The following is a 22,471-nucleotide window of genomic DNA, read 5'->3' on the forward strand; positions in this document are numbered from 1 at the left end:
CTGCACTTTTGCAGCATTGCCCTTTTATGGTCTCGTCTTCTGGATGCCGGCCGCCGCGGAGCCGGAGTAAAGCAAGCCATTTCGGGACTGGTGGCCGTTCACAGCGTGGTAGGAGCGGACGAATAAGCCCTGGAGCTTCGCAATCAGGCGCCCAGCGGTTGGGTGTGCGAGGGAATAGAGCCCTGGCCGCCATCTTGTATGAGCAGTTGTCGCGAAACAGTGCCGCCCTCCGACGACGGAGTCGTTTTTTTCATGAGAAGTACGGAGATCATCCCTTGCCCGTACTTTTTTAAAGCGCATGCAATTTAACGGATGTTTTATTAAAAATGTGGGATACCGCGCAAATGCCATCAATTATATAATCTTTGCAATGAGTTGTTTGACAACAGGGAAAGGAAGCGGTTGCATGCTTGAGACACCTTGTATTGTCATCGATCGTGAGGTTATGTGCCGAAATATAAGGCGGATGGCGGGGATGGCCGCGGCTAACGGCGTAGAGCTTAGGCCGCACATCAAAACCCATAAAATCCCCGAGTTTGCCGTGGAGCAGCGAAAGGCCGGATCGAAGGGCATCACCGTCGCGAAGGTCAGTGAAGCGGAAGTGATGGCCGAACAGGGAATCGACGATATTTTCATCGCGTACCCGATTGTCGTTCCGTCCAAAATCGACCGCGTGATCGCGCTGGCCAAACAGAACCGCATCTCCGTCGGGGTGGACAATGTGGAAGGGGCCCGGGCATTATCGAAGAAAGCGGAGGAGGCGAACCTTCGGCTGCAGGTCCGGCTGGAAATCGACACGGGGCTGAAACGGACCGGCATTTCTCCCGATGACGTGCTTGAGGCGGGAAGGGCCGTTTCGCAGCTGCCGGGCGTCGAGCTGAACGGAATTTTTACGTTCAAGGGAGCGGTGCTGCGGGGAGAGGCCACAACGGATTTGGAGGCGGCAGGCCGGGAGGAAGGCTGGATTATGGTTGAAGCCGCAAACCGATTGCGGTCGGCAGGCATTGATATTCGGCACGTCAGCGTCGGTTCTTCCCCGACGGCGCCTTTCGCCGCAGCGGTGAAGGGCGTGACGGAAATTCGGCCGGGCACGTATATTTTCAACGACCGGATGCTGCTCCGCATGGGCGTGTGCGAACGCGAAGACATTGCCGCCAAGGTGAGAGTGACGGTGATCAGCGTGCCTTCTCCGTTCCGCGCCGTCATCGACGGGGGAAGCAAAACGTTCGCGACCGATGTGCAGCCGGGTAAACCGCCGTTGTTTATGGAAGGGTTCGGAGAAATTGTCGGCCACCCGGACGCGGTATTGGAACGCATGAACGAAGAACACGGGATCATCGTTTCAACGGCTCCGCACGGATTAAACATCGGGGACACGCTGGACATTATCCCGAATCACATTTGTTCCACGGTCAATCTGCACAATGCCGTTTGGTTAAAGGAAGACGGGCAATGGCGGCAAATCCCCGTATCCGCGCGGGGGATGCTGGCATAGCACATACAGGAGGGGAAGTGCGATGCTCGACTTGTTGATTAAGAACGGGAGAGTGGTGGACGGAACCGGAAACCCATGGTATTTCGGCGACGTCGGCATCAAAGACGGGCTGATTGCAGCAACGGGGCGGTTGGATCAGGAGAGCAGGGAAGTGATCGACGCCGAGGGAAAAGTAATCGCGCCGGGATTCATCGACGGCCATTGCCATTCAGACCTCCTGATTCTGGACCAGCCGTTCAGCGAAGTAAAAATGCAACAAGGCGTCACGACGGAGGTCGTCGGCAATTGCGGTCTTGCGCCGGCTCCTTATTTACAAAAGACCAGGGAGCAATTGAAAAGCTACGTCGCCTCGGTTATCGGCACGACGGAGTGGGAATGGCAATGGGAGACCATCGGAGAATATATCGACGTCCTGTCGAAATCCAGGCCGTCGGAAAACGTGGCCACTTATGTTGCCCACGGAGCGTTAAGAATTTCGGTGATGGGCTTTGAGAACCGGCCGGCAACGGAGAGCGAATTGCAGGACATGAAGGCGCTTCTGGAGGAAGGGATGCGAGCGGGGGCGCTCGGGTTGTCGATCGGCCTGTTGTATGCCCCGGGCAGCTATACGAAACGGGAAGAATTGGCCGAGCTCTGCAAAGTAGTCGCCAAATACAACGGTCTTCTTGCCACGCATATACGCGGAGAAGGCAACAATTTGCTTTCTTCCGTGAAGGAAGTCATTTGGATCGCCGAACAAAGCGGCGTGTCATTGCACGTCAGCCATCTGAAAGCGGCGGGAGCGGCCAACTGGGGGAAAATCGAGGATGCGATCGGTTTGATCGAGGACGCCCGGAGCCGCGGAATGGACGTCACCTGTGATGTGTACCCGTACAATGCCGGCTCGACGATGATGACCACCATTCTGCCGCCGTGGGCTTTGGAAGGCGGCATTCCGGCCGTGCTGGAGAGGCTTGAGGACCGGTCCGTTCGCGAGCGGATCAAGCGGGAACTTCGCCGGGAACAGGAGGATTGGGATAATCTGATCCATTCCACAGGCTGGCAGAGCGTTTATATTTCGGCCGCCCGGACCGCGGAAGGACGTGCTCTTGAAGGAAAGCACATGTTGGAAATCAGCGAAATGATGGGGAAGGATCCTGAGGATGCGATGATGGAGCTGTTAATCCGCGAAAGGGGGAATCTCTCTATCGTCTATTTCCATATGTCCGAAGCGGATGTCAGAAAAGTGATCGCATACGACAAATCCTTGATTGCGTCGGACAGCTTGGGCTGCGTGACCGGCAAGCCCCATCCGCGGTCGTACGGCACGTTTCCGAAGGTGTTTGCCAAGTACGTCCGCGAGGAGAAGCTGCTGACGTTGGAGCAGGCTGTCCGCAAGGTTTCGTCTTTTCCGGCATCGCGCTTTAAGCTCGGCAAACGCGGGCTGCTGGTGCCCGGATATGCGGCCGATCTTGTCGTATTCGATCCGGATACGATCCGCGATACGGCCACCTATCAGGAGCCCATCCGATTTCCGGACGGCATCTCTTGCACGATCGTCAACGGAAAGGTGACGGTGTCCGGAAAGCGCCATACGCAAGAACGTGTGGGCAGCTTCATTCCTGCACAACATCATTGCGTACACGACGGCTGCAGCCGTGTTACCTAACTTATGATCAGGAGGAAATTCAAATGGCAAATGTGGAGAAAAGATTGGAAGAGTTGGGAATTCAACTGGAAAGGGTTCCGAAGCCGGTGGCGGAATATGTTCCGGCCAAAACCGTTGGCAATCTGGTCTATACGTCCGGATGCGATTGCCGGAAAAACGGCAAATTGCTGTATGAGGGAAAGGTAGGCGGAGATCTGACCGTCGAGCAGGGCAAAGAGGCGGCGCGACAAGTCATGATCAATATTCTGGCCGTTTTGAAAGAGCATATCGGCGATTTGGATCGCGTGAAACAAGTCGTGAAGATGCTTGCATTTGTCAACTCAGCGGAAGGTTTCGTCGAGCAGCCGTTTGTCATTAACGGGGCATCGGAGCTGTTGGTTGAGGTGTTCGGCGAGAAAGGGAGACACGCGCGTTCCGCCATCTCCGCCAATGAACTGCCGTTTAACACTCCGGTTGAAATCGAGTTAATTGTCGAAATCGAATAATTTACATTGAACACATCAGGGGGATCTATGCTGAACATTACCAGGCATCCGCAAAATCCTATCGTAGTTCCCGGCTTATTTGAATGGCGGAAAGCGACCGTATTTAATCCCGCCGTCATCATTCACAACGACAAATTTTATATGATTGAACGCACGGCAGGCTCTTTGACGCCTTGCAAAACTTCTTGGGACTGCTTGTGAGCGACGACGGTGTCAACTTTACCCATGTGAAGGACGAACCGATCGTCACGCCGGATATGCTCGGATTTCCTTACGGGAGCGTACAGGATCCGAGGATTGTGAAAATTGACGACACCTTTTATATGAACTACGCCCTTCGGCCGTGTGCGATGAACTATTATCCGACGGGCACGGGGCTTCCTGAACGCTCCTACCCGTCGTACCCCGACGGCTGGGGAGAGAAGGACGAGCATTGGTTGACGCGTTCCGGCATTTTGACGTCGAAGGATCTTATCCATTGGGATTATTTGTGCGATACGACGCCGCTCGACATCAACGATCGCGACAATATTTTATTCCCGGAAAAAATCAACGGCAAGTATTACCTGCTGCGGCGGCCGGAAGAATATGTAGGCGAATCGTACGGCACGGAGAAAGCGGCGATCTGGATCACTTCTTCGGAGGATTTGATCCATTGGGAAGAACCGAAGCTGCTCGCGAAAGCGGGGACAGAGGCTTGGGAGCAAAAGAAAATCGGCGGTTCCACGCCGCCGGTGAAAACGGACCGGGGATGGCTCGTTCTTTATCACGGGGTGGACTACGATTCGGTTTACCGGGTAGGGGCGCTCATGCTGGATTTGGAACATCCGGAGAAAGTCATCGCCAAAACGAAACATTTCATCATGCAGCCGGAACCGTACTATGAAAAATTCGGCTATCAGGTTCCGAATGTCATCTTTCCGACAGGAAACATAGTAAAGGACGGCCTCTTATATATTTACTACGGCGTTACGGATACGGCGATTGCCTTGGCCACCGTCCCGCTGCAGGACCTTGTCGACCATGTGATGCAAGAAGGGCAGTAATTCCCGCGAAGGATGAAGAACCGCATATGACGGTTCTTCATCCTTCATTCTTTCAACCGTTTACAAAAAGATTAAAAAAGTCTGATATTATCATAATTTTATGGGATATGGGTTTTAATGATAACGCTTTATAATGAAATTGTAACAATCATGTGAAATATAATTTCACAAAATGTTATAATTTAATTCGAAAAGAGGGTGCGACATGAAAAAACAACGAGATTGAAACGTTTAATGTTGGTTGGTGTTGGAGCGATGTTAGTGTTTATTACAGCGTGCGGCCAAGCGAATGAAGGCACCGATGCCGGCAGCGCTGCCGGCGAGGGGAGCGGCGGTGCGGAAACCGTTACGTTGACCCTGATGCATCCGTGGACGTCGCCGAACGTCGACAACGAGGTGTATAAGGCTCGAATTGCCGCATTCGAAGAACAGCATCCGAACATCAAGATCGAACAGGATGGCGTAGCCGCAGCTCAATACAAAACGAAATTGTTTACGCAAGCAGCCGGAAACAGCCTGGCAGATATCAATGTGTTGTGGCCAGGAGCCGACCTCGATCCTTTAGTGGACGGCGACCTGCTTATGCCTCTGAACGATTATATGGACAATTGGAACGGCCTTGTCCGCGAAGACGCGCTGGCTGGCTTCAATAAGAACGGCAATCAGTACGGGGTGCCGACAAAACAAAACTTCGTCGACATCATTTATTACAACAAGGAAATGTTCGCTCAAGTGGGCTATGATGAATTCCCCGCAACCTACGACGAATGGATCGATTTGATCAAAAAACTGAAAGAAGCGGGAATTACGCCGATTTCTTTGGGCAACAAAGAAAAGTGGCCGCTTCAATCGTCCTATATGTCCACCTTGGCGCAGCGCTTTGCCGGCAGTGATTTTCTGCAAAAAGTCGTAGACGGGGAAGCGTCCTTTACCGACGAGAGATTCGTACAAGCCGTCGCCGTCATTGACGAATTGACGAAGCTGGGAGCGTTTAATGTAGACGCAAACAATATGGACTCGGTGCAAGCGCAAGATTATTTGATCCAGGAGAAAGCGGCCATGCATATCACTTCCGCCACCGTGGACGGAAGGGTTCGCATCAATAATGAAGAAGGGGACAAGTTTGGCATCGCTTTGTTCCCGAAAATGGGCGAAGGAGATCCCAAAGTTGCAGCGGGCGTACCGCAATTCGGGATCGGAATCAAAAAGGGTTGAGCGAGGAGAAGAAAGCGGCGGCGATCGAATTCATGAAGTTTTTCGTCAGCGAGGAATTGTATCAAGAGTTGACGAAAGCCGGCATCATGGTTCCGGCAAACATCGAGATCGGCGACGACGTCAGCCCGTACCTGAAAGAAATGATGGAGCTGACAAGCCACGGCTCTACTCCGGTATTCGACGCGGTCGTTCCGACGCAGGCGGCGAAAAAGCTTGAAGACGGATTGCAGGCGTTGACGGTAGGACAAGGAACGCCGGAGCAGGTGGCGAAAGATGTGCAGCAAGTCCTTGACAGCTTGAAATAATACGAATCGGTTCGGCCCTTATTCGGATGAAGATAACCCGTGCAGCGGGTTATCTTCATCGGTCGGTCCGGGAACCGCCTTGAAGGGATGGAGGGGACGCGATGCACACATTGAAAGGAACGAAAATTTCCATATTTCTTGGCATGCTGCCATCATTGCTCATCTATATCGGTATCGCCATTGTACCGGTATTCATGTCGCTTTATTATTCGTTTTTCAACTGGGACGGTCTAACCGACAAAATATATATCGGCTTTGATAATTTCACGCATATTTTATCGGACGATATTTTCTGGCTGGGCGTAAAAACAATTTGATTATTATGGTAACCGGACTGCTCGGTCAGCTGCCGCTCGGACTGCTGCTCGCTCTTTTGTTGAACGGCAAATTAAAAGGAGTCGCTTTTTTCAGAACCGTCGGGTTTTTGCCGGTAGTCATCTCCTCCGTCATGGTTTCGATGATATGGGGAATGATTTACAGCACGGAAAATGGCTATTTGAACAGCATTCTCGCGTTCATCGGATTGGAAAGCGCGCAGCGCAACTGGTTGGGTGATCCTTCGACAGGCATGCTCTCCATCGCGATTGCCTATATATGGCAGAACTGCGGGCTGTACATGGTCATTTTTTGGCTGCCTTGCAAAGCATACCCTCCGAGGTGAACGAAGCGGCCGAGCTGGACGGCGCCACAAGGCTTCAGAGAGTATTTCGAATTACGATTCCGATGATCCGTTCGACGATTATGGTTGCGGTCGTATACAGCATCAGCAACTCCTTCCGCGTATTTGACCTGGTCAATATATTGACGGGAGGCGGTCCGGCCCATATGACGGAGGTCATGACCGTCTATATGTACAACGAAGCATTTATGAACAGACAGTTCGGTCTCGGAAGCGCGGCGTCGATTCTGATTGTGTTGTTCAGTCTCCTTGTCGTTACCGTGATGAACCGTCTGGGCAGTGAGAGAGAAGCTTAAAAGAGAAAGGAGGTACGCTATGGGAAAAGCATCACGATGGACAATCATCCTCGGGTATCCTTTTCTGATCCTGTTCTCGTTGTTTAATTTGGTTCCGATCGGTTATATGATTATCGGATCGTTCAAGACAGAGTCGGAATACGCGCGAAATCCCCTGTCGCTCCCCGAGTCGCTGCAATGGTCCAACTTCGCTCGGGCATGGGAAATCGCGAACATGGATACGTATTTCGTAAACAGCATCCTTGTCACCTTCGGAGCGCTGCTGTTGACGGTGCTTCTCGGCTCGCTCACCGCCTTCTTTTTGGCGCGGTTCCAATTCAGGCTTCGCTCCGCTGCGTACGCGTTGTTTTTAATTGGGATGCTGGTGCCCATTCACGCAACGTTGATTCCGATCTTTCTGATCATGAAGGATTTATCTTTGTTGAATACCCATTGGGCGCTCATATTGCCCTACACCGCATTTCATATTTCACTGACGGTTTTCATCCTGGAAGGTTTTATGCGGGGCTTGCCCAAGGACCTGGAAGAATCGGCCGTCATGGACGGCGCGGGAATCTTTCGAATCTACTGGTCCATCATTCTTCCGATTACGCGGCCGGCATTGGCGACTGTCATCATTCTCAATTTCATTTATAATTGGAATGAATATTTGTTTGCTCTTGTGCTCGTCAGCACCGACGCAATCAAAACGCTGCCTTTGGGGTTGGCGAACTTTGCGGGGGTGGAGACGGCGAGCATGACGCTGCAAATGTCGGCACTTACGATCGCGCTGGTTCCCATCATTATTTTCTACCTTGCGCTGCAGAAGCAGCTGGTAACGGGGATGACCGCCGGCGCCGTGAAAGGGTAGCGATCGAAGCAAGCGTTCGTCCGCCGAGGGGGAAAGGAGATGCGGAGAAACAGACAGAGAACCCGAGGTTTTGGCATTCGTTTCGGTTTGAAGCGCAAGGCGCTCGTCATTTTTTCGGTTTTGGTGATTTTGCCGACCTTGGCGGTCGGCATCATGATCCAAATTCAATATAGCAACATTCTGCGAAAGCAGTTCGTGGATACAACCACCCGGAATTTGGACAGCGTCGTCAGCCAATTGGAAGAACAGACGTCCACCGTGAAGGATATCGCCGATTATCTCATATTGAGTCCGGATTTGAACGAGTATTTGCGCCCGTCTCCCCCCGTCAGCAGAGAACGAACGGAAAATTTGAAGCGGACGATCGACGATTTTCTCACTTTTCATCTCTTTTCGAAGGACTATATTCGTTCCATCAGCATTTATGGCTATAACGGCAATGTGATCGAGCTGGGCGAGCCGATCATCGCGAATGAAAAAGAATGGCTGGATAAGGCGGTTCGCTTAAGAGGCGGAATCGTTTGGAGCGAAGGGTATTCGGCTCACAGCAGCTGGAATGGAAATATTCGCGTCGTATCGCTCGTACGACTTTTAAATTCCTTTCATCAAATTACCCTTCCTCACGGTGAGCTTGTCATTCGGCTGGATGAGGCGAAAATCGTAGAACTGCTTGAGAAGGGACTGTACAAAGGTGCGGGATTCGTGTTTGTGCTCGGTCCCGACGGGAAACCGGTGCTGAAATCAAACCATCCTGCACTCGATGAATTCGATGTACAGCCATTAGCCGGTTTGGCCGGTCCAAGCGCCAGGTACATGAACGTGGAGCTGGGGAACGAGAGCTACCTGCTGTTCCGCCAATCGATGAAGAATACGGCATGGGACGTATTCGCGCTGATTCCCGAATCGGTTGTAAACGAGGAAACTTCGAATGTCCGCATTTCGATGTACATGATGATCGGCGTTATGCTGCTGCTCTGTTTTCTTGCGCTGTTTGGATTTCAATATACGATTATCCGCCCCATCCTTCGCCTGACAAACGAGACCAATCGCGTCAAGCGGGGGGATTTTACGGCTCATCTGCCGATCGAATCCAACGATGAAATCTCCGTTTTGAACCGTAATTTTAATGAAATGGTCGCGACGATTCGGGAACTGATCGATTACCAATACAAGCTGGAGCTGCGGGAACGCGAAACCGAACTAAAATTGCTGCAGGATCAGATGGACCCCCATTTCCTATATAATACGCTTGATATGATCCGTTGGACGGCCAGATTGGAGAAGGCGGGGAAAACGAGCCAGCTGATTGAAATGCTTTCGACGTTTTTCCGCTCCGCTCAAAATAATGGGCAATATGTGACGACCCTGCGTCAGGAGCTGGAATTTGTTCAGTCCTATTTATTTTTACAGAAGAAGCGTCTTGGCCGCAGATTTCGATATGCCTTGTATACCGAGTATCAAATTGCCGATTCGCTCATATTGAAATCATCCATCCAACCGCTCGTCGAAAATTTCATCAAGCACGGAATGAATAAAAGTTTGCCGGTCAATGTCATAACCGTAAAATGTTACGAGGTTGAGAACGAAATCCGGATCGATGTGCAGGACAACGGAAAAGGGATTGAGGCGGATCGGCTGGAGAAGATTCGAACGTCTCTGGAAAAGAAACAAGCCCACGGGAAGAAAGTCGGAGCATTGCTGAATATTCATGAACGCTTGTCCATCTACTTCGGTGAAGGTTACGGGTTGGACATTGTATTCAGCTCGGCCGACGGCACCCTGGTTCGATTAAACATTCCCAATACCAAAGCGAATGGCGGTGCGGAGCATGACGAAACTTGACAATCGACAGCGGTTCGTGAACATGCTCATTGTGGACGACGAACCGATCATATGCGAAGGGCTGCGGTACACCATCGAATGGGAAAAGTTTGGCGTAAGCGTTGTAGGCGAGGCTTATGACGGTGAGGAAGCGCTTCGAATCATCAGGGAGCAAGAAGTCGATTTCGTGCTGTCGGACGTCCGCATGGACGGAATGGACGGGATTCAACTGGCCGAACAGTTGAATCTGCATTATCCTCATATCCGCCTGGTGATCATCAGCGGCTATGAGGAATTCGAGTACGCAAGGCGCGCCATGCGCGTCGGGGTGAAAGATTATTTGTTGAAGCCGGTACGGATCGATGAGCTGATCCAAGTGGTTCAGGACATTGTGGCGTCCGTTCGAAAGAACAAAGCGGCAACCAACAAAGAAGAGCATCTGTTGTGGTTTTCCGGCATGATCAAGGACGCCGCCCGCAACGGTCAAGCCGTTCCGCCTTCGTTGAAAGGCGGTTTTTACAGGCTGATCGCAAGTCAATGGAAAGACTTTGCCGAACGGTTTTCCCGTCTGTCAGCCGACGATTATCAAAACATGCAGGAGCGATGGCTTCAATGGATGGACGAGCGGCTCATCTCCCATGGAATTCGCAGCATTTCCGTGTTCGATCACAAAAATATGCTGTTCACTTTGGCAATCGCCGATACGGAGTTGAGCGATTCCGCGTGGCGGCTTCTCCTCGAGGATGCGATGCAGGGGTGGGACGGATCGGGCGGCTTATGCTGCGGTGTCAGTGCCGCATTCCGCGAGCTGGAACAAACCGGCGCAAGAAGCGCGGAAGCCCGGGAAGCGTTGCTGCACCATGTTCTGACGGACGGTACCGTTCTGTTTCCGGACGATCCGGCCGTACGGAAGCTGGAAAGCAAGCCCGATATCCCGTTCAAAGATTGGGTACAATCGATTGTTAGCGCTTTATTCAAACAGGATCCCGGGGAAATTCGTTCGCTTGTCGGATCGTTCTTTGCGGCGCTGAAAAATCGGCGATTGTTGCTGCCCGATGCGGTTCGTGTTTATGACGAGCTTCTCGTGCTGCTTCGTCTGCGCCTTCGGCAAAGCGGGCTGAACCAGCCGGAGCAAAGCAGGGGCGCTTCCATTGATTTGAATGTGTACAACTCCTATTCCAGCATCGAGACTTTGGCATTAAACGAAATGGAACAATTGATGCGGCTCGTCGACCAATCCGGGATTGACAAATCGTTCTGGATTATCGAGAGGGCGAAGAAATACTTGTCCGAGCATTACCGGGATGATGTGAAGGCTTCGGAAATCGCGGAATGGCTGAAAATTACGCCAAGCTATTTCAGCCTCCTTTTCAAGCAAAGCACAGGGAAGAGCTTCAAAGAATACATGAATGAGCTGAGGATGGAGCAAGCGAAGCACCTGCTCGCCACCACACACGAGAAAGTGTTCGAAATCGCAAATGAAGTCGGTTACAAAGAGTATAAATATTTTGTTTCCGTATTTAAGTCGTACACAGGAATGACGCCGAAGGAGTATCGCGCGCTCACGGCGGCGCTCTAATACGGATTCGATTGACCGTCCGGATCGGCCTCGCAGGAAAAATGATTGAAATGACAGAAATAATATGTTTCTTTATTGTTATAGAATTTATCGAGGACTCGCGGTCGTTCATACGCGATAGTCATGCAATACGTATAAAAAATCTGCGAAAACGATCATGGAGGAAAATCCGGTGGAAAAGATTCTGTTTATCGAAATCGGAATGGGGACCGACCTGCACGGCCAGGATGTGACGAAAGCGGCCGTGCGCGCCGTGCGCAATGCGATTCATCGCAATTCGATGCCGGGACTTAGGTCCATCCTTCCGGGAGGAAGTCTGGACTCGATGAAGGTGCGCGTCAAGCTTGCCGTGCCTTGCGACCGCGACAAGCTCGATACGGATGCGGTGAAGGCGCAGCTCCCGTACGGAGAGGTCGAAGTTGTGGTAACGGAGGGCGGCATGCTGACGACAAGCGGCATCGTGCTGCCGGACAAGGGCGACCGGAACGATCTGATCTATGTCGTGATCGCCGCCGTCGAAGTCGGCTACTAGCAGGAAATTGCGGGCCGCCGCCGAATCATTTTGTAGCCGGAACCGGATCGGCGGATGCCGGCCGGCACATAGAGAGAACGGATGGAGGGATGCCGCCTGAGCGACATTTGGATCGGGATTATAATGGGAATTGTGGAAGGCTTGACCGAGTTTTTGCCCGTATCGTCGTCAGGACATATGATTCTGACCGCGCATCTGCTCGATTTTACCGGAGAACGGGCCAAAACGTTCGAAATCGTCGTGCAGTTCGGGGCTGTACTGGCGGTGCTCGTTTTGTACAGGCGGCGTTTCCTGTCGCTGCTTAACTTTAATTTGGCGAAGTCGAACGGTTTGAATGCGCTGCACGTCGTCATGGCGATGTTCCCTACCTTCGTCGCGGCCGTGCTGTTCTACAGCCCGATCAAAACGTATCTGTTCGGTCCGATGACCGTCGTGTGGGCGCTTGTCGCCGGCGGCATTCTGATGATTGTTGCCGAGAAGGCAAACCGGCGGATTACGGCGGAGACGCTCGACGATCTGACGTACAGACAGGCATTCGGCATCGGCTGTTTTCAAATTTTATCGTTGTGGCCGGGTTTTTCGCGTTCCGGCTCGACGATTTCCGGGGGCATGCTGCTCGGCGCCAGCAAGACGGCGGCGGCTGAATTTACGTTCATCGTCTCCGTTCCGATTATGTTCGGGGCGAGCGGATACGATTTGTACAAAAGCTGGGAATATCTCGATTGGGCCGATTGGCCGCTCTTCCTGACCGGTCTCGGCGCATCGTTCCTCGTTGCCATGTTGGCCGTCGTCACCTTCATCAATTTGCTTAAACGGATCAGCTATACCTGGTTTGCGGTATACCGTTTTGTTCTGGCTGCTGTCTTCTTTTTTGTTATTTTATAATTCCGGAAAGAAATAAGAGCGCGGTGCCGGCTTGCCGGCAACATCCGCGCTCTTATTTCTTTCCGGCATCGTATTTCCGCGGGCGGCGGTCGGTCAAATCAGGAACATCGCGACGACCGTCGTGACGGCAAGGCCGAGAAGGACCGGCTTCAGGTTGCGGCGAGCCAACTCGAACGGATCGACGCCGCAGATGGCGGCTGCCGGGATGAGCGCCCACGGCACGAGCGTACCGCCGCCGACCCAGATCGCCGCGATCTGACCGAGCGCCGTCAGCGTCGCGGTGCCGGAGTGGATCGCCGTACCGAACAGATTGGCGACCGATCCGGCCAGTGAAATGCCGGAGAAGCCGGAACCGTCAAGACCGGTAATGGCGCCGACAATGGTGAGCGTGACGGCGCTGACGGCGCCGTTCACCGGTACGGTGCCGGCCAGCGCAACGCCGAGATCGTTGACGATGCCGTGCGAACCGGCGGGGAGCTTGTCGCCGAACAGGGCGGCGAACGCCGAGTCGCCGAGGTAGAAGAAGGCGGCGATCGGGATAACGGGCCCGAACACTTTAAAGCCGAAGACGAAGCCGTCGATCAGATAGGAAGTGGTCTTCTCCAATGCGCGGTTGCGGTGCGCCAGCAGCGTAACGGCAATCATGATCAGCAGCGCTGTTCCGCCGATGAGCGCCGTAGCGTCGCCGCCCTGCAATTTCCATATCGCCAGGGCGGCGACGTCGGCCGCAAACAGCAGCGGGATAGCGACGGCCAGCGTTCGCTTCGCGCGGGGAGACAACAAAGCGGCGCCATTCGCGCCGCCGTCGCCCGGACGTTCCGCAGCGGAAGAATCCGAAGCGGATACGGTTCCGTCTCGCCATGTGCCGCTTTGCATATCGCGCCGCATCATCCAGAACGCGGCGGCGGTCGTGACGACGCCCATCACCGCGACGAGCGGAACGCTGGCCGCCATGACGTCCGCAACGGGCAAGCCCGCGGCATCCGCCGTAAGCTTCGGCGCGCCCTGAATCATGTAGTCGCCGGACAGGGCGATGCCGTGTCCGAACAGATTCATCGCCATGGCGGCGCCCAGCGCCGGAAGACCTACGCGCACGGCGACGGGAAGCAAGACGGCGCCGATCAGCGCCACGGCAGGGGAAGGCCAGAAAAACACGACGTGACAAGCATGATCAGGCCGATCCCCCAATAGGCGAGCGCCGGCGTGCGCAGCATCCGGGCGAAGGGAGCGATCATCGTTTCGTTGATGCCGGTACGGATCAGTATCCGGCTCATCGCGACGATGATCGAAATGATCAGAATCGTGCCGATAAGCTCTTTGATCGCAAAGATGAAGCTCTCGAATACGGCGCTGACCGAGGGGCCGACACGGCCGGTGGCCAGCAAGCCGATGGCGAAAATGCCGACGATGCAGATGAGCGATGTGTCTCTGCGCATCGCCATCAACCCGATAATCGCCAATATAAAGCTTAGGTATACCCAATGAATCGCCGTCAAATGGATATCCATTCTGAACCGCCCTCTCCCGTAAAACTAGGCTTGCAGTCCAGTCTATGCGGGAGAGGGGATAGGCGTTCATCGAGCGCCGGCTGGCGGCGGGCTGTCTGTCTCTGCCGTTATGGCCGTTCGACGACGCTGTAGGATGACGGCGAGACGCCGGCCAGAAACGGAGTCGGTTCGCCGACGGCATACAGGCGCAGACGGTGCATCGCCCGGGTGCAGGCGGTATAGAACAGCTTGCGTTCGCTTTCCGCTCCGTATGTCTCCGCCGACGCGTCGTAGATGAGCACCGCGTCGAATTCCACCCCTTTGGCCAAATAGGACGGAATGACGACCGTTCCTTGCTCGAACGAGGCGGTATGCTTGTCGACCAGCGTCAGATGCGGGCAAACGTTCTTCAGCGCTTCGTAGGCCGCAGCGCTCTCCGCTGCCGTCTTGCAAATGACGGCGACAGATCCGAAGCCCTCGGCCAGCAGATCCGCCATATCGCTGGCGATCGCTTCGATCCGCGCTTGTTCGTTCGCTGCGAATACGACGGCCGGCAAGCCCCCGCTCCGGTCGAACGGCTCGATTTCGTGGCCGTCCGGCAGCATTTGCCGCGTAAATTCAACGATTTCCCGGGTCGAACGGTAGCTGCGCCGCAGCGTGATCCGCTCCGTTTCGGCTTCGCCGAACAGACGCGCGATCGGCGTGTCCCCGCTTGCCAGCTCCACGGCATGGGTGAAGATCGCCTGGTTAAAATCGCCGAGCGCCGTCATTCGGCTGCGCGGGAACAGCCGTTTCAAAAACTCGAATTGAAACGGCGAATAGTCCTGCGCTTCGTCGATCAGCACGTAACGGATCGTATTGTTCGTCTGGAATCCTTCGACCAGTTCCTTCAAATACAGATACGGCGTCGCGTCCTCGTACGCCAGCTCGCCGGCATCGAGCCGCCGGATCGATGCTTCGGCGATTTGCGGCCATGTGCCGGCCCCGTGATCAAACGCCTCGAAATCGGCTGCCGTTTCGGGATCGTTCAGCAATTGACGGTAGAGGGACGTGACGTCGGCAAACCGGAGCCGCTTCACGCTTCGCCGAAGCGGCCTGAAACGTTCCTTTACCAGATAGGCGCGAATCAGCTCCTCCTCCTGAACGGCGTCGTCGAAGGCCGGGTCCTTGCCTTTTTGCCGTTTGCGCAGCTGGTTGTAAGCTAGCTGGTACTGCTCGTTGTCGAGGTAATTCATTTCTTCGGTTACCCAGTCGGCCGACCGTTCCGCCTTCTCAAGTTCATTCAGTCGTTGCAGCAGCCATTCCTTGAGCAGATGAACGCGGTTCGCAAGCCGGATCGCCGGATCGTAGCTGTAAAACTGCCGTTCCATTTCTTCGGCGGATACGAGCGTGCGCCCTTGAAAACGGATGCTGCGGAACGCCATGCCGCCCGCAAGAAGGCGTTTCCCGAACGATTGCACGGCTGCAAGGAACCGCTCCGACGCCTTGTAGCGGATGCCCGCCATTCGCGCCTCGTAATCCGGTTCATGCCGGGCGGTCAGCATGTACTCCATCTGATCGTAAGGGTCTTCCAGCCGGAAGACGTCGCCGAGACGATGCTCCAGATATTCCTGGAATGTCGTCTGCTGCATATTTTCTTCGCCCAGCTCCGGAAGAACGGAGGAGACGTAGCTGTTGAACAGCGGATTGGGCGAGAACAGCACCATCTGGTCGGCTGTCAGCCGCTCGCGATGCTTGTAGAGCAAGTACGCGACGCGCTGCAGCGCGGCTGATGTTTTGCCGCTTCCCGCAGCTCCCTGTACGATCAGCATGCGGGAACGGTCGTTGCGGATAATCCGGTTTTGCTCCTGCTGTATGGTCGCTACGATCGACTGCATGCGCGATTCGGCGCCTTTGCCCAGCACCTGCTGCAGCAGCTCGTCGCCGATCGTAATGCCGGTGTCGAACAGCGCGCGAATGACGCCGTCGCGAATTTGAAACTGCCGCTTCAGCTCCATCGTGCCGCCGATCGTGCCTGCAGGCGTCTCGTACTGTACCGGACCGGGCGCATAATCGTAATAAAGGCTCGCAACCGGCGTGCGCCAATCGTATATGAGGTACGTTCCATCATCCTCGTCCTCGAATGAAGCGATGCCGATATAGATCCGTTCGGCCTCTGCTTCGCCGTCTTCCCTGAAATCGATCCGCCCGAAATAAGGCGAAGGATAAAGCCGTTTCATCCTGTTCAATCTGGCCTGCAAATGCCGGTGGCTGCGCTCGCGCTCGGAAAGCACTTCCGCCTGCTGCTTCATGCTGATCGCCGTTTCGAGTATATCGTCGCCTGTCGACAGGTTGACGGTGACGTCGTCCCAAAATTTTGCGCATTTCGACGACCTGGCTCCGCAGTCCGGACACGATGGGTTCGTCCCGTTCAATGCCGCGCCGCAGCTTCTCCCTGACATCGTCGACGCGGCGCTGTTCGTGCAACCGTTCCTGATCCGTAACGCTCATGCTTCAACCTCCGTAAATGTTTATTGAAATTTCCGTTCCTTGCCCATGCTTGACATCATGTTTCCATAGTGCTATAATTAGAATTGACTAATTGCGTATTTAACCAACAACTGGTTGAACGCATCTTTTAGTGTACCACGTTTGAAGACATCTTTCAATCGCAGGGCGCGGGTTTTGTTCCCGCCCCTTTTTGTTTTTCCGCCCGCTTGGGCCGCGGCGCATTTTTGGTGTACAATGGATATTGTCAACAAAACGGAAATAAAGGGTTGAGATGCGATGAAAGATCGGATCGCGCTTGTTCTGCTTGCCGCGGCACTGCTTTTGCCCGCCTGCATGCGGGAGGCTGTCCCCGACGTTTCGTCCGGCGCCGAAACGGTTACGGGTCCGGGGCGCGCGGAAGAAGAAGCGTCAAAACCGAAGCGGGAATCCGGGGGCGGCCCTGCGGCGGTGGTGTCCGGACTGCGGATTCCATGGTCGGTTCAGCGGTTCGGGGAAACGTTCTATATCAGTGAACGCGGCGGACATATCGTTGTGGCGTCTAACGGCTCGTTCGATCGCCAGGAAGTCCGCCTCGGCCGGCCGGTTTACGAACAGGGCGAGGGCGTGTTTTGGGGTTGGCGCTGGCTCCGGATTTTGCCCGCACGCAGACCGTTTATGCTTACTATACATACCGGGATGGCGGCAGGACGTACAACCGGATCGTTTCGCTTGTGCCGGAAGGAGGGAGCTGGCGCGAGCAGGACGCGCTGCTGGAGCGCATTCCGGGAGGCGTAATCCATAACGGCGGGCGGCTTGCGTTCGGACCGGACGGCATGCTCTATGCGACGACCGGCGATGCGGGCGACGAGGAGCTGCCGCAAAATTTGCAAAGTCTCGGCGGCAAAATTTTGCGGATGAAACCGGACGGCGGCGTTCCCGAAGACAATCCGTTTCCCGGTTCCTATGTTTATTCTTACGGTCACCGCAATCCGCAAGGCATCGGCTGGGCAACCGACGGGACGCTCTACAGTACGGAGCACGGTCCTTCCTCCGTGCCCGGCGGCCATGATGAAATCAACGCCATCGAACCGGGCGGCAATTACGGCTGGCCGGAGATGATCGGCGATGAAAGCCGGGAAGGGATGATTCCTCCTCTGTATCATACCGGAGAAGATACGCTCGCGCCGTCCGGCATGGCGGTCGACCGAAACGGTCGGGTGTTGGCGGCCGGATTGGCCGGCAACCGGCTTGTCCGTTACACGCCCGGCGGCGAAGATGTCGAAGTGCTGCTGGAAGGCGAAGGGCGGCTGAGGGATGTGCTGTTGACGGAAGACGCCGCCTATATTCTGACCGGCAACACGGACGGCAGGGGGCGGCCTAAACCTGAAGACGACAGGCTTCTGCGGATCGATCTGCGATGATTTAAGAAGCGAGAAAGGCGGAATGCGAATGGAAATCGTAATATTGGAAGCGCAAATGTCCCGGGATGCCGACGGTTATGTCGGAACGGTGCGGTTCGAGGCGAAAGGGCATTCCCAGCCCTATGAACTGACGTTGCACAGCAAGAGCGGGGAGGATTGGGGTTACAGCCTGCTCTTCTACGGAAAATCGGGCGTCGAAAGCGAAATTATGGCCGTCGAGGAACGGCTGGAGGAAGACGACGAGCTGTTCGACAAGCTTGTCGGGGCCGCGCTGGAGAGCATGAATCCGGAACCGTCATGACAACGGTTCCGGATGGAAAGCCGGTTCCAGCTTCTCTTTCGTCATGCGGACATGCGGAATGCCGGCATCCAGGAAAGGCTCGTCCGAGACGGTCCGGTAGCCGAGCTTGACATAGAACGGCTCGGCGTGGCATTGGGCGTCGAGCACGATGCGCCGGAATCCGTCACGCCAGGCTTGCTCTTCCATCGCCTCGACGAGCCGGCGCCCCGCCCCTATGCCTCTATATTCGGGCAGAACGGCAATCCGCTGCAGCTTGGCCGTCCGCTCCTCATATCGTATTATTCTTCCCGTTGCGGCCGGCTGACCTTCGACCGTCAGCAGCATATGAACGCATGCCAACGGCGAATCGTCATAACGGTCGATTTCGATCGCCGGGTCGACTCCTTGTTCCTTCACGAATACTTCCTCGCGTATAGCCAGACATTGCTGCAGCTGCTCAAGCGTTGCTGCGCGCATCACGTTCATGAATCCCATCCACTCCCGTTTTCCGTTACTGACTTTTGCTTTTCGCTTTGCGGCGGGCGCTGAAATATTTTACGGCCATGAATAGCGCGAAACCGACAGCCAAAATCCAGATGACGACAAGACCGTATTGATAAATGAGCTGTCCGATTTCCTCCACGCGATCCCCGACGAACATCCCGAGCACAAAATAGATGGAAGTCCAAATGAAAGCCGAGCTGTAGGCAAACAGGGCGAATGTGCCGTAGATCATATGGTTCAGTCCGAGCGCGTAAGGGGTCACATGCCGCAGCAGCGGAAGAAAGATGCTCAGGCATATCGCATACCCGCCGTATTTTTGCCCGAGTTGCTGTGCCCTTGCCAGAAACTGGCCGATGCTTTTTCTCCGCGCCAGCCGGGCATGGAACTGGTGGCCGGCGAAGCGGCCGACCGAATACCCGAAGGTCATTCCCGACATAATGCCGAGCGTCGTCATGGCGAATGTCGGAACCGGCGGAAGAATGCCGCTGACCGCTAGCAGGCCGGCGGTCATCACGACGACCTCGTTCGGGATCGGCAAGCCGATAAGGCCGAGGCAGAGCACGATAAAGAAAGTGTATTGGCCCCAATCGCCGACGAACGCCAGCAGCGTTTCGTATCCCATTTTTTAGTTGTTCACCCGATTCTGCAATCGTTTATGTCCCTATCATATCTTATTGGCGGTTTCGTTGACAAATGATAGAGGTTCTATCGATCCTTTGGATGCGGAAAAATCTGCAGGTTACGTTCGCGAAACGCGCCGTGTTACAATCGTCACAAGTCTTGTTCCTTCGATATCCGCATGACGGGAGGAGGAGAGCTTCGTGAACAAGGCCTTTGACCGAACGGTACGCGGAGCGCTTCTTGCGGCTTGCGTACTGTTTGTTTTTATGCCGGCCGCATACGGCTCGGTTTCGCAGACTACTGCCGGGGACAGCGGCTCTTTTTATCGTTTGATGACCGCCGATCCGGCGGAACGATACGGCCGGTATGACGGAATGATAACGCAAGGACTGGCCGGGCATCAACCGTGGACGAATTCGCCGGCAGTCCCGGTCGGAAGCGCCGAGTTCGAACAGCTTGCCCGCATTATTCACGCCGAAGCCCGGGGCGAATCGTTTGCGGGGCAGGTTGCCGTCGGCGCCGTCGTTCTGAATCGGGTTCGGGCGGAAGGCTTCCCCGATACCGTGAGCGGCGTCATTCATCAGCCGCGCGCGTTTACGGCGGTCGCGGACGGGCAATACGAGCTGGAGCCGAACGATACCGCTTACCGCGCCGCATTGGAAGCGGTAAGAGGCTGGGATCCGACCGGCGGGGCGTTATATTATTATAATCCGGATATTGCCACATCGGACTGGATCCGAACGCGGGAGCCGATCGTGACGATCGGCCGGCATATATTCGCCCGGTAGCGGAATTGCCGGACAACGATATGACTCGATTTCCGGCAATCGGCCGCATGTTACAGATATTGACCGCTCCCGGTCCGCATGAGTTCAGGAACGCAGGGGAAAAACAAAGCAAGGGAACGGATTTCGTGTCCCGTCACTTTATAATACAAAGGAGACCTGCGTTCATGAACAAAAGGCTGAGCGGTTTTGCGCTCACGGCATGCCTTGCGTTGACGCTCGCTGTTCCCGCGCACGCGGCGGGGGATACGGCGTCGAAATCGGGCACGGCCGACGGCGCAAGAATCAATGCATATGGCGTAAACGATACGAAAAGCAGGGTGAACCGGTTTGCGGAAGTGAACACCAATACGTACGATACGTACGGCATGGACCGCAATAACCGTTACGGCACGGACGGCACGTACCGCTACAGCGGCGACCGTCTGATGAACGGCAACGGCCGCGCCACGACGTACGGTACGACCGGCACGACCTATCGCGCCAGAACGACCGCTAACAACGGCGGATTCGACTGGGGATGGCTCGGCCTGCTTGGCCTGATCGGCCTTGCCGGGCTGCGCGGCCGCGACCGCGAGCGCACCTGAATCACGTCTACCGCCGATCCGATGACCGGCGACAGGGAGACCATACAGGTCTTCCTTTTTTGTTTGAATTCGTTTTGGAATATTTTCTTGGGTTAAGGGTGAAACTGGAAATGGACAATACCCCGAGAACGGCCTGCGGCTTCTGATGCCGCGCCCGCCGGAAACATCATCATGCAGGAGGGAATAAAGCCCGTGAAAACTGTTGTAATGAAGCTGTGCGCTTTGCTGCTCGCCTTTGCGGTCGCCATGCCGGCTGCCGCCGCATGGGCGAAGGAGCCCGATCCGGCCAAGGACAAGAAGGAAGCGCAGCAATCTCCGCAGGGCGAGCTCGATCTGGCTCCGTCCGCGTTGTCCGCCATTCTGATGGATGCGGACAGCGGTACGATCATCTATGAAAAGAACAGTCACGACAGACTTCCGCCGGCCAGCATTACGAAAGTGATGACGCTGCTGCTCGTGATGGAAGCGCTGGATGACGGCAGGCTGAAGCTGACGGACAAAGTGCAGACCAGCGAACATGCCGCATCGATGGGCGGTTCGCAAATTTTCCTCGAACCGGGAGAAGAGATGACGGTGGAGGAAATGATCAAAGGCATCGCGCTCGCATCCGGCAACGACGCTTCGGTCGCACTTGCGGAGAAAATCGCCGGAACCGAGCAGCAGTTCGTCAACATGATGAATGAGAAGGCGAAGCAGCTGGGGCTGAAAAACACGCATTTCGTCAATTGCAGCGGCTTGCCGGCGGAAAATCATTACACGTCCGCCCACGACATTGCCATCATGTCCAAAGAATTGCTCAAGCATACCGAAATTACGAAATATACCGGGCTCTACCAGGATTACTTGCGCAAATCGTCGCCCAAGCCGTTCTGGCTCGTCAATACGAACAAACTTGTCCGATTTTATAGCGGTGCGGACGGCTTGAAGACCGGATTTACGAGCGAAGCGAAATTTTGTCTGACCGCGACGGCGAAGCGCGACAATTTCCGGGTCATTGCCGTCGTGATGGGCGAACCGAACACGAAGACCCGCAATGCCGAGGTCGGATCGATGATGGATTATGCATTTGCCCAATATACGAACTATCCGATCCTGAAAGAAGGCGATCCGATCGGCAAGGTGAAAATCGAAAAAGGCGATGTGCCGGATTTGAACCTGACAGCCAAGCATCCGTACAGCGTCCTGATCAAAAAAGGAGCCTCGACGCAAAATATCCGCCACGAGCTGAAGCTGGACGGCGTGCTGAAAGCGCCGATCGGGATCGGGCAGCCGATCGGGCGAATCGTCGTCTATCAGGACAACCGCGTCATATCGGAATTTCCGGTCGAATCGCCGGTATCGATAGGCAAGGCGGGTTGGTGGAAGCTGTTCAAACGGACGTGCGCCGGGCTGTTTACATAGGCGCCGAATTGGCGGATGCCGTCGTCCGAGGCCGATTTTGTCGGGTTGTAGCGTCCTGCTTCTAGTTTTGTCGGGAGGCA

At 55.0% G+C, this 22,471-nt stretch carries 21 protein-coding genes and 2 pseudogenes; 19 read left to right on the forward strand and 4 right to left on the reverse strand.

Going from position 1 to position 22,471, the window contains the following annotated elements; translation table 11 throughout:
• Positions 1–406: 406 nt before the first annotated feature.
• From PACILC2_RS18630 to PACILC2_RS18680, 14 genes and pseudogenes are all read left to right on the forward strand, one after another.
• Positions 407–1,495 (forward strand): alanine racemase, encoded by a 1,089-nt coding sequence (locus tag PACILC2_RS18630; protein WP_213530083.1) that lies wholly within the window; start codon positions 407–409, stop codon positions 1,493–1,495.
• Positions 1,496–1,517: 22 nt separating this feature from the next.
• Positions 1,518–3,143 carry an N-acyl-D-amino-acid deacylase family protein gene (locus PACILC2_RS18635; RefSeq protein WP_213530085.1) on the forward strand — a complete coding sequence of 542 codons (1,626 nt, stop codon included), beginning with the start codon at positions 1,518–1,520 and terminating at the stop codon, positions 3,141–3,143.
• Between the two features lie 23 nt (positions 3,144–3,166).
• On the forward strand, positions 3,167–3,628 hold the full coding sequence (locus PACILC2_RS18640; RefSeq protein ID WP_062492682.1) for a RidA family protein: 462 nt from the start codon (positions 3,167–3,169) through the stop codon (positions 3,626–3,628).
• 30 nt (positions 3,629–3,658) lie between these two features.
• Positions 3,659–4,674: pseudogene (locus PACILC2_RS18645) on the forward strand (glycoside hydrolase family 130 protein).
• A gap of 261 nt (positions 4,675–4,935) precedes the next feature.
• Entirely contained in the window at positions 4,936–5,889 is a 954-nt protein-coding gene (locus PACILC2_RS18650; RefSeq protein ID WP_244863626.1) for an extracellular solute-binding protein, read from the forward strand.
• Positions 5,886–6,194 carry a type 2 periplasmic-binding domain-containing protein gene (locus PACILC2_RS27225; RefSeq protein ID WP_244863627.1) on the forward strand — a complete coding sequence of 103 codons (309 nt, stop codon included), beginning with the start codon at positions 5,886–5,888 and terminating at the stop codon, positions 6,192–6,194. The genes PACILC2_RS18650 and PACILC2_RS27225 overlap by 4 nt, the downstream gene beginning before the upstream one ends.
• Positions 6,195–6,295: 101 nt before the next feature.
• On the forward strand, positions 6,296–6,511 hold the full coding sequence (locus PACILC2_RS27230; RefSeq protein WP_244863628.1) for an ABC transporter permease family protein: 216 nt from the start codon (positions 6,296–6,298) through the stop codon (positions 6,509–6,511).
• Positions 6,508–6,855: a carbohydrate ABC transporter permease gene (locus tag PACILC2_RS27235; protein ID WP_244863629.1), complete on the forward strand. Its 348-nt coding sequence runs from the start codon at positions 6,508–6,510 to the stop codon at positions 6,853–6,855. The genes PACILC2_RS27230 and PACILC2_RS27235 overlap by 4 nt, the downstream gene beginning before the upstream one ends.
• Positions 6,852–7,169 carry a carbohydrate ABC transporter permease gene (locus PACILC2_RS27240; RefSeq protein WP_244863630.1) on the forward strand — a complete coding sequence of 106 codons (318 nt, stop codon included), beginning with the start codon at positions 6,852–6,854 and terminating at the stop codon, positions 7,167–7,169. The genes PACILC2_RS27235 and PACILC2_RS27240 overlap by 4 nt, the downstream gene beginning before the upstream one ends.
• A gap of 19 nt (positions 7,170–7,188) precedes the next feature.
• Entirely contained in the window at positions 7,189–8,019 is an 831-nt protein-coding gene (locus tag PACILC2_RS18660) for a carbohydrate ABC transporter permease (RefSeq protein ID WP_213530087.1), read from the forward strand.
• Between the two features lie 39 nt (positions 8,020–8,058).
• A complete protein-coding gene (locus PACILC2_RS18665; RefSeq protein WP_213530089.1) occupies positions 8,059–9,861 on the forward strand; it encodes a cache domain-containing sensor histidine kinase in 1,803 nt (600 codons plus the stop codon).
• Positions 9,848–11,419: a response regulator transcription factor gene (locus PACILC2_RS18670; RefSeq protein ID WP_213530091.1), complete on the forward strand. Its 1,572-nt coding sequence runs from the start codon at positions 9,848–9,850 to the stop codon at positions 11,417–11,419. Before PACILC2_RS18665 ends, PACILC2_RS18670 begins: the two co-directional genes overlap by 14 nt.
• 172 nt (positions 11,420–11,591) lie before the next feature.
• Positions 11,592–11,951 (forward strand): Lin0512 family protein, encoded by a 360-nt coding sequence (locus PACILC2_RS18675; RefSeq protein ID WP_062492688.1) that lies wholly within the window; start codon positions 11,592–11,594, stop codon positions 11,949–11,951.
• A 96-nt stretch (positions 11,952–12,047) separates the two neighbouring features.
• Positions 12,048–12,836: an undecaprenyl-diphosphate phosphatase gene (locus PACILC2_RS18680; RefSeq protein WP_213530099.1), complete on the forward strand. Its 789-nt coding sequence runs from the start codon at positions 12,048–12,050 to the stop codon at positions 12,834–12,836.
• Between the two features lie 93 nt (positions 12,837–12,929).
• Here the strand turns inward: PACILC2_RS18680 and PACILC2_RS18685 are convergent.
• A pseudogene (locus PACILC2_RS18685) lies at positions 12,930–14,344 on the reverse strand (hypothetical protein).
• Positions 14,345–14,451: 107 nt separating this feature from the next.
• Positions 14,452–16,737 (reverse strand): RNA polymerase recycling motor HelD, encoded by a 2,286-nt coding sequence (gene helD / locus PACILC2_RS18690; protein ID WP_244863631.1) that lies wholly within the window; start codon positions 16,735–16,737, stop codon positions 14,452–14,454.
• Between the two features lie 690 nt (positions 16,738–17,427).
• On the opposite strand from helD, the gene PACILC2_RS18695 reads away from it, so the two are divergent.
• Both PACILC2_RS18695 and PACILC2_RS18700 read left to right on the forward strand, forming a co-directional pair.
• Positions 17,428–18,213, forward strand: coding sequence for a PQQ-dependent sugar dehydrogenase (locus PACILC2_RS18695; RefSeq protein WP_244863632.1), 786 nt, complete (start codon positions 17,428–17,430; stop codon positions 18,211–18,213).
• A 28-nt stretch (positions 18,214–18,241) separates the two neighbouring features.
• A complete protein-coding gene (locus PACILC2_RS18700) occupies positions 18,242–18,514 on the forward strand; it encodes a hypothetical protein (protein ID WP_062492694.1) in 273 nt (90 codons plus the stop codon).
• Here the strand turns inward: PACILC2_RS18700 and PACILC2_RS18705 are convergent.
• Together PACILC2_RS18705 and PACILC2_RS18710 are read right to left on the reverse strand one after the other, a co-directional pair.
• Complete coding sequence (locus PACILC2_RS18705; RefSeq protein WP_372447174.1) at positions 18,509–18,979, reverse strand: GNAT family N-acetyltransferase; 471 nt, start codon at positions 18,977–18,979, stop codon at positions 18,509–18,511. The genes PACILC2_RS18700 and PACILC2_RS18705 overlap by 6 nt on opposite strands.
• 25 nt (positions 18,980–19,004) lie before the next feature.
• Positions 19,005–19,619 (reverse strand): DedA family protein, encoded by a 615-nt coding sequence (locus tag PACILC2_RS18710; RefSeq protein ID WP_062492696.1) that lies wholly within the window; start codon positions 19,617–19,619, stop codon positions 19,005–19,007.
• Between the two features lie 199 nt (positions 19,620–19,818).
• On the opposite strand from PACILC2_RS18710, the gene PACILC2_RS18715 reads away from it, so the two are divergent.
• The 3 genes from PACILC2_RS18715 (at position 19,819) to PACILC2_RS18725 (ending at position 22,391) form a co-directional block, all read left to right on the forward strand.
• A complete protein-coding gene (locus PACILC2_RS18715; RefSeq protein ID WP_062492697.1) occupies positions 19,819–20,406 on the forward strand; it encodes a cell wall hydrolase in 588 nt (195 codons plus the stop codon).
• A 164-nt stretch (positions 20,407–20,570) separates the two neighbouring features.
• On the forward strand, positions 20,571–20,990 hold the full coding sequence (locus PACILC2_RS18720) for a WGxxGxxG family protein (RefSeq protein ID WP_062492698.1): 420 nt from the start codon (positions 20,571–20,573) through the stop codon (positions 20,988–20,990).
• 207 nt (positions 20,991–21,197) lie between these two features.
• On the forward strand, positions 21,198–22,391 hold the full coding sequence (locus tag PACILC2_RS18725; RefSeq protein ID WP_062492699.1) for a D-alanyl-D-alanine carboxypeptidase family protein: 1,194 nt from the start codon (positions 21,198–21,200) through the stop codon (positions 22,389–22,391).
• Positions 22,392–22,471 lie beyond the last annotated feature (80 nt).

Origin of the sequence: Paenibacillus cisolokensis (assembly GCF_018403665.1) — a bacterium.
In the GTDB taxonomy this organism is placed as follows: domain Bacteria; phylum Bacillota; class Bacilli; order Paenibacillales; family Paenibacillaceae; genus Paenibacillus_AH; species Paenibacillus_AH cisolokensis.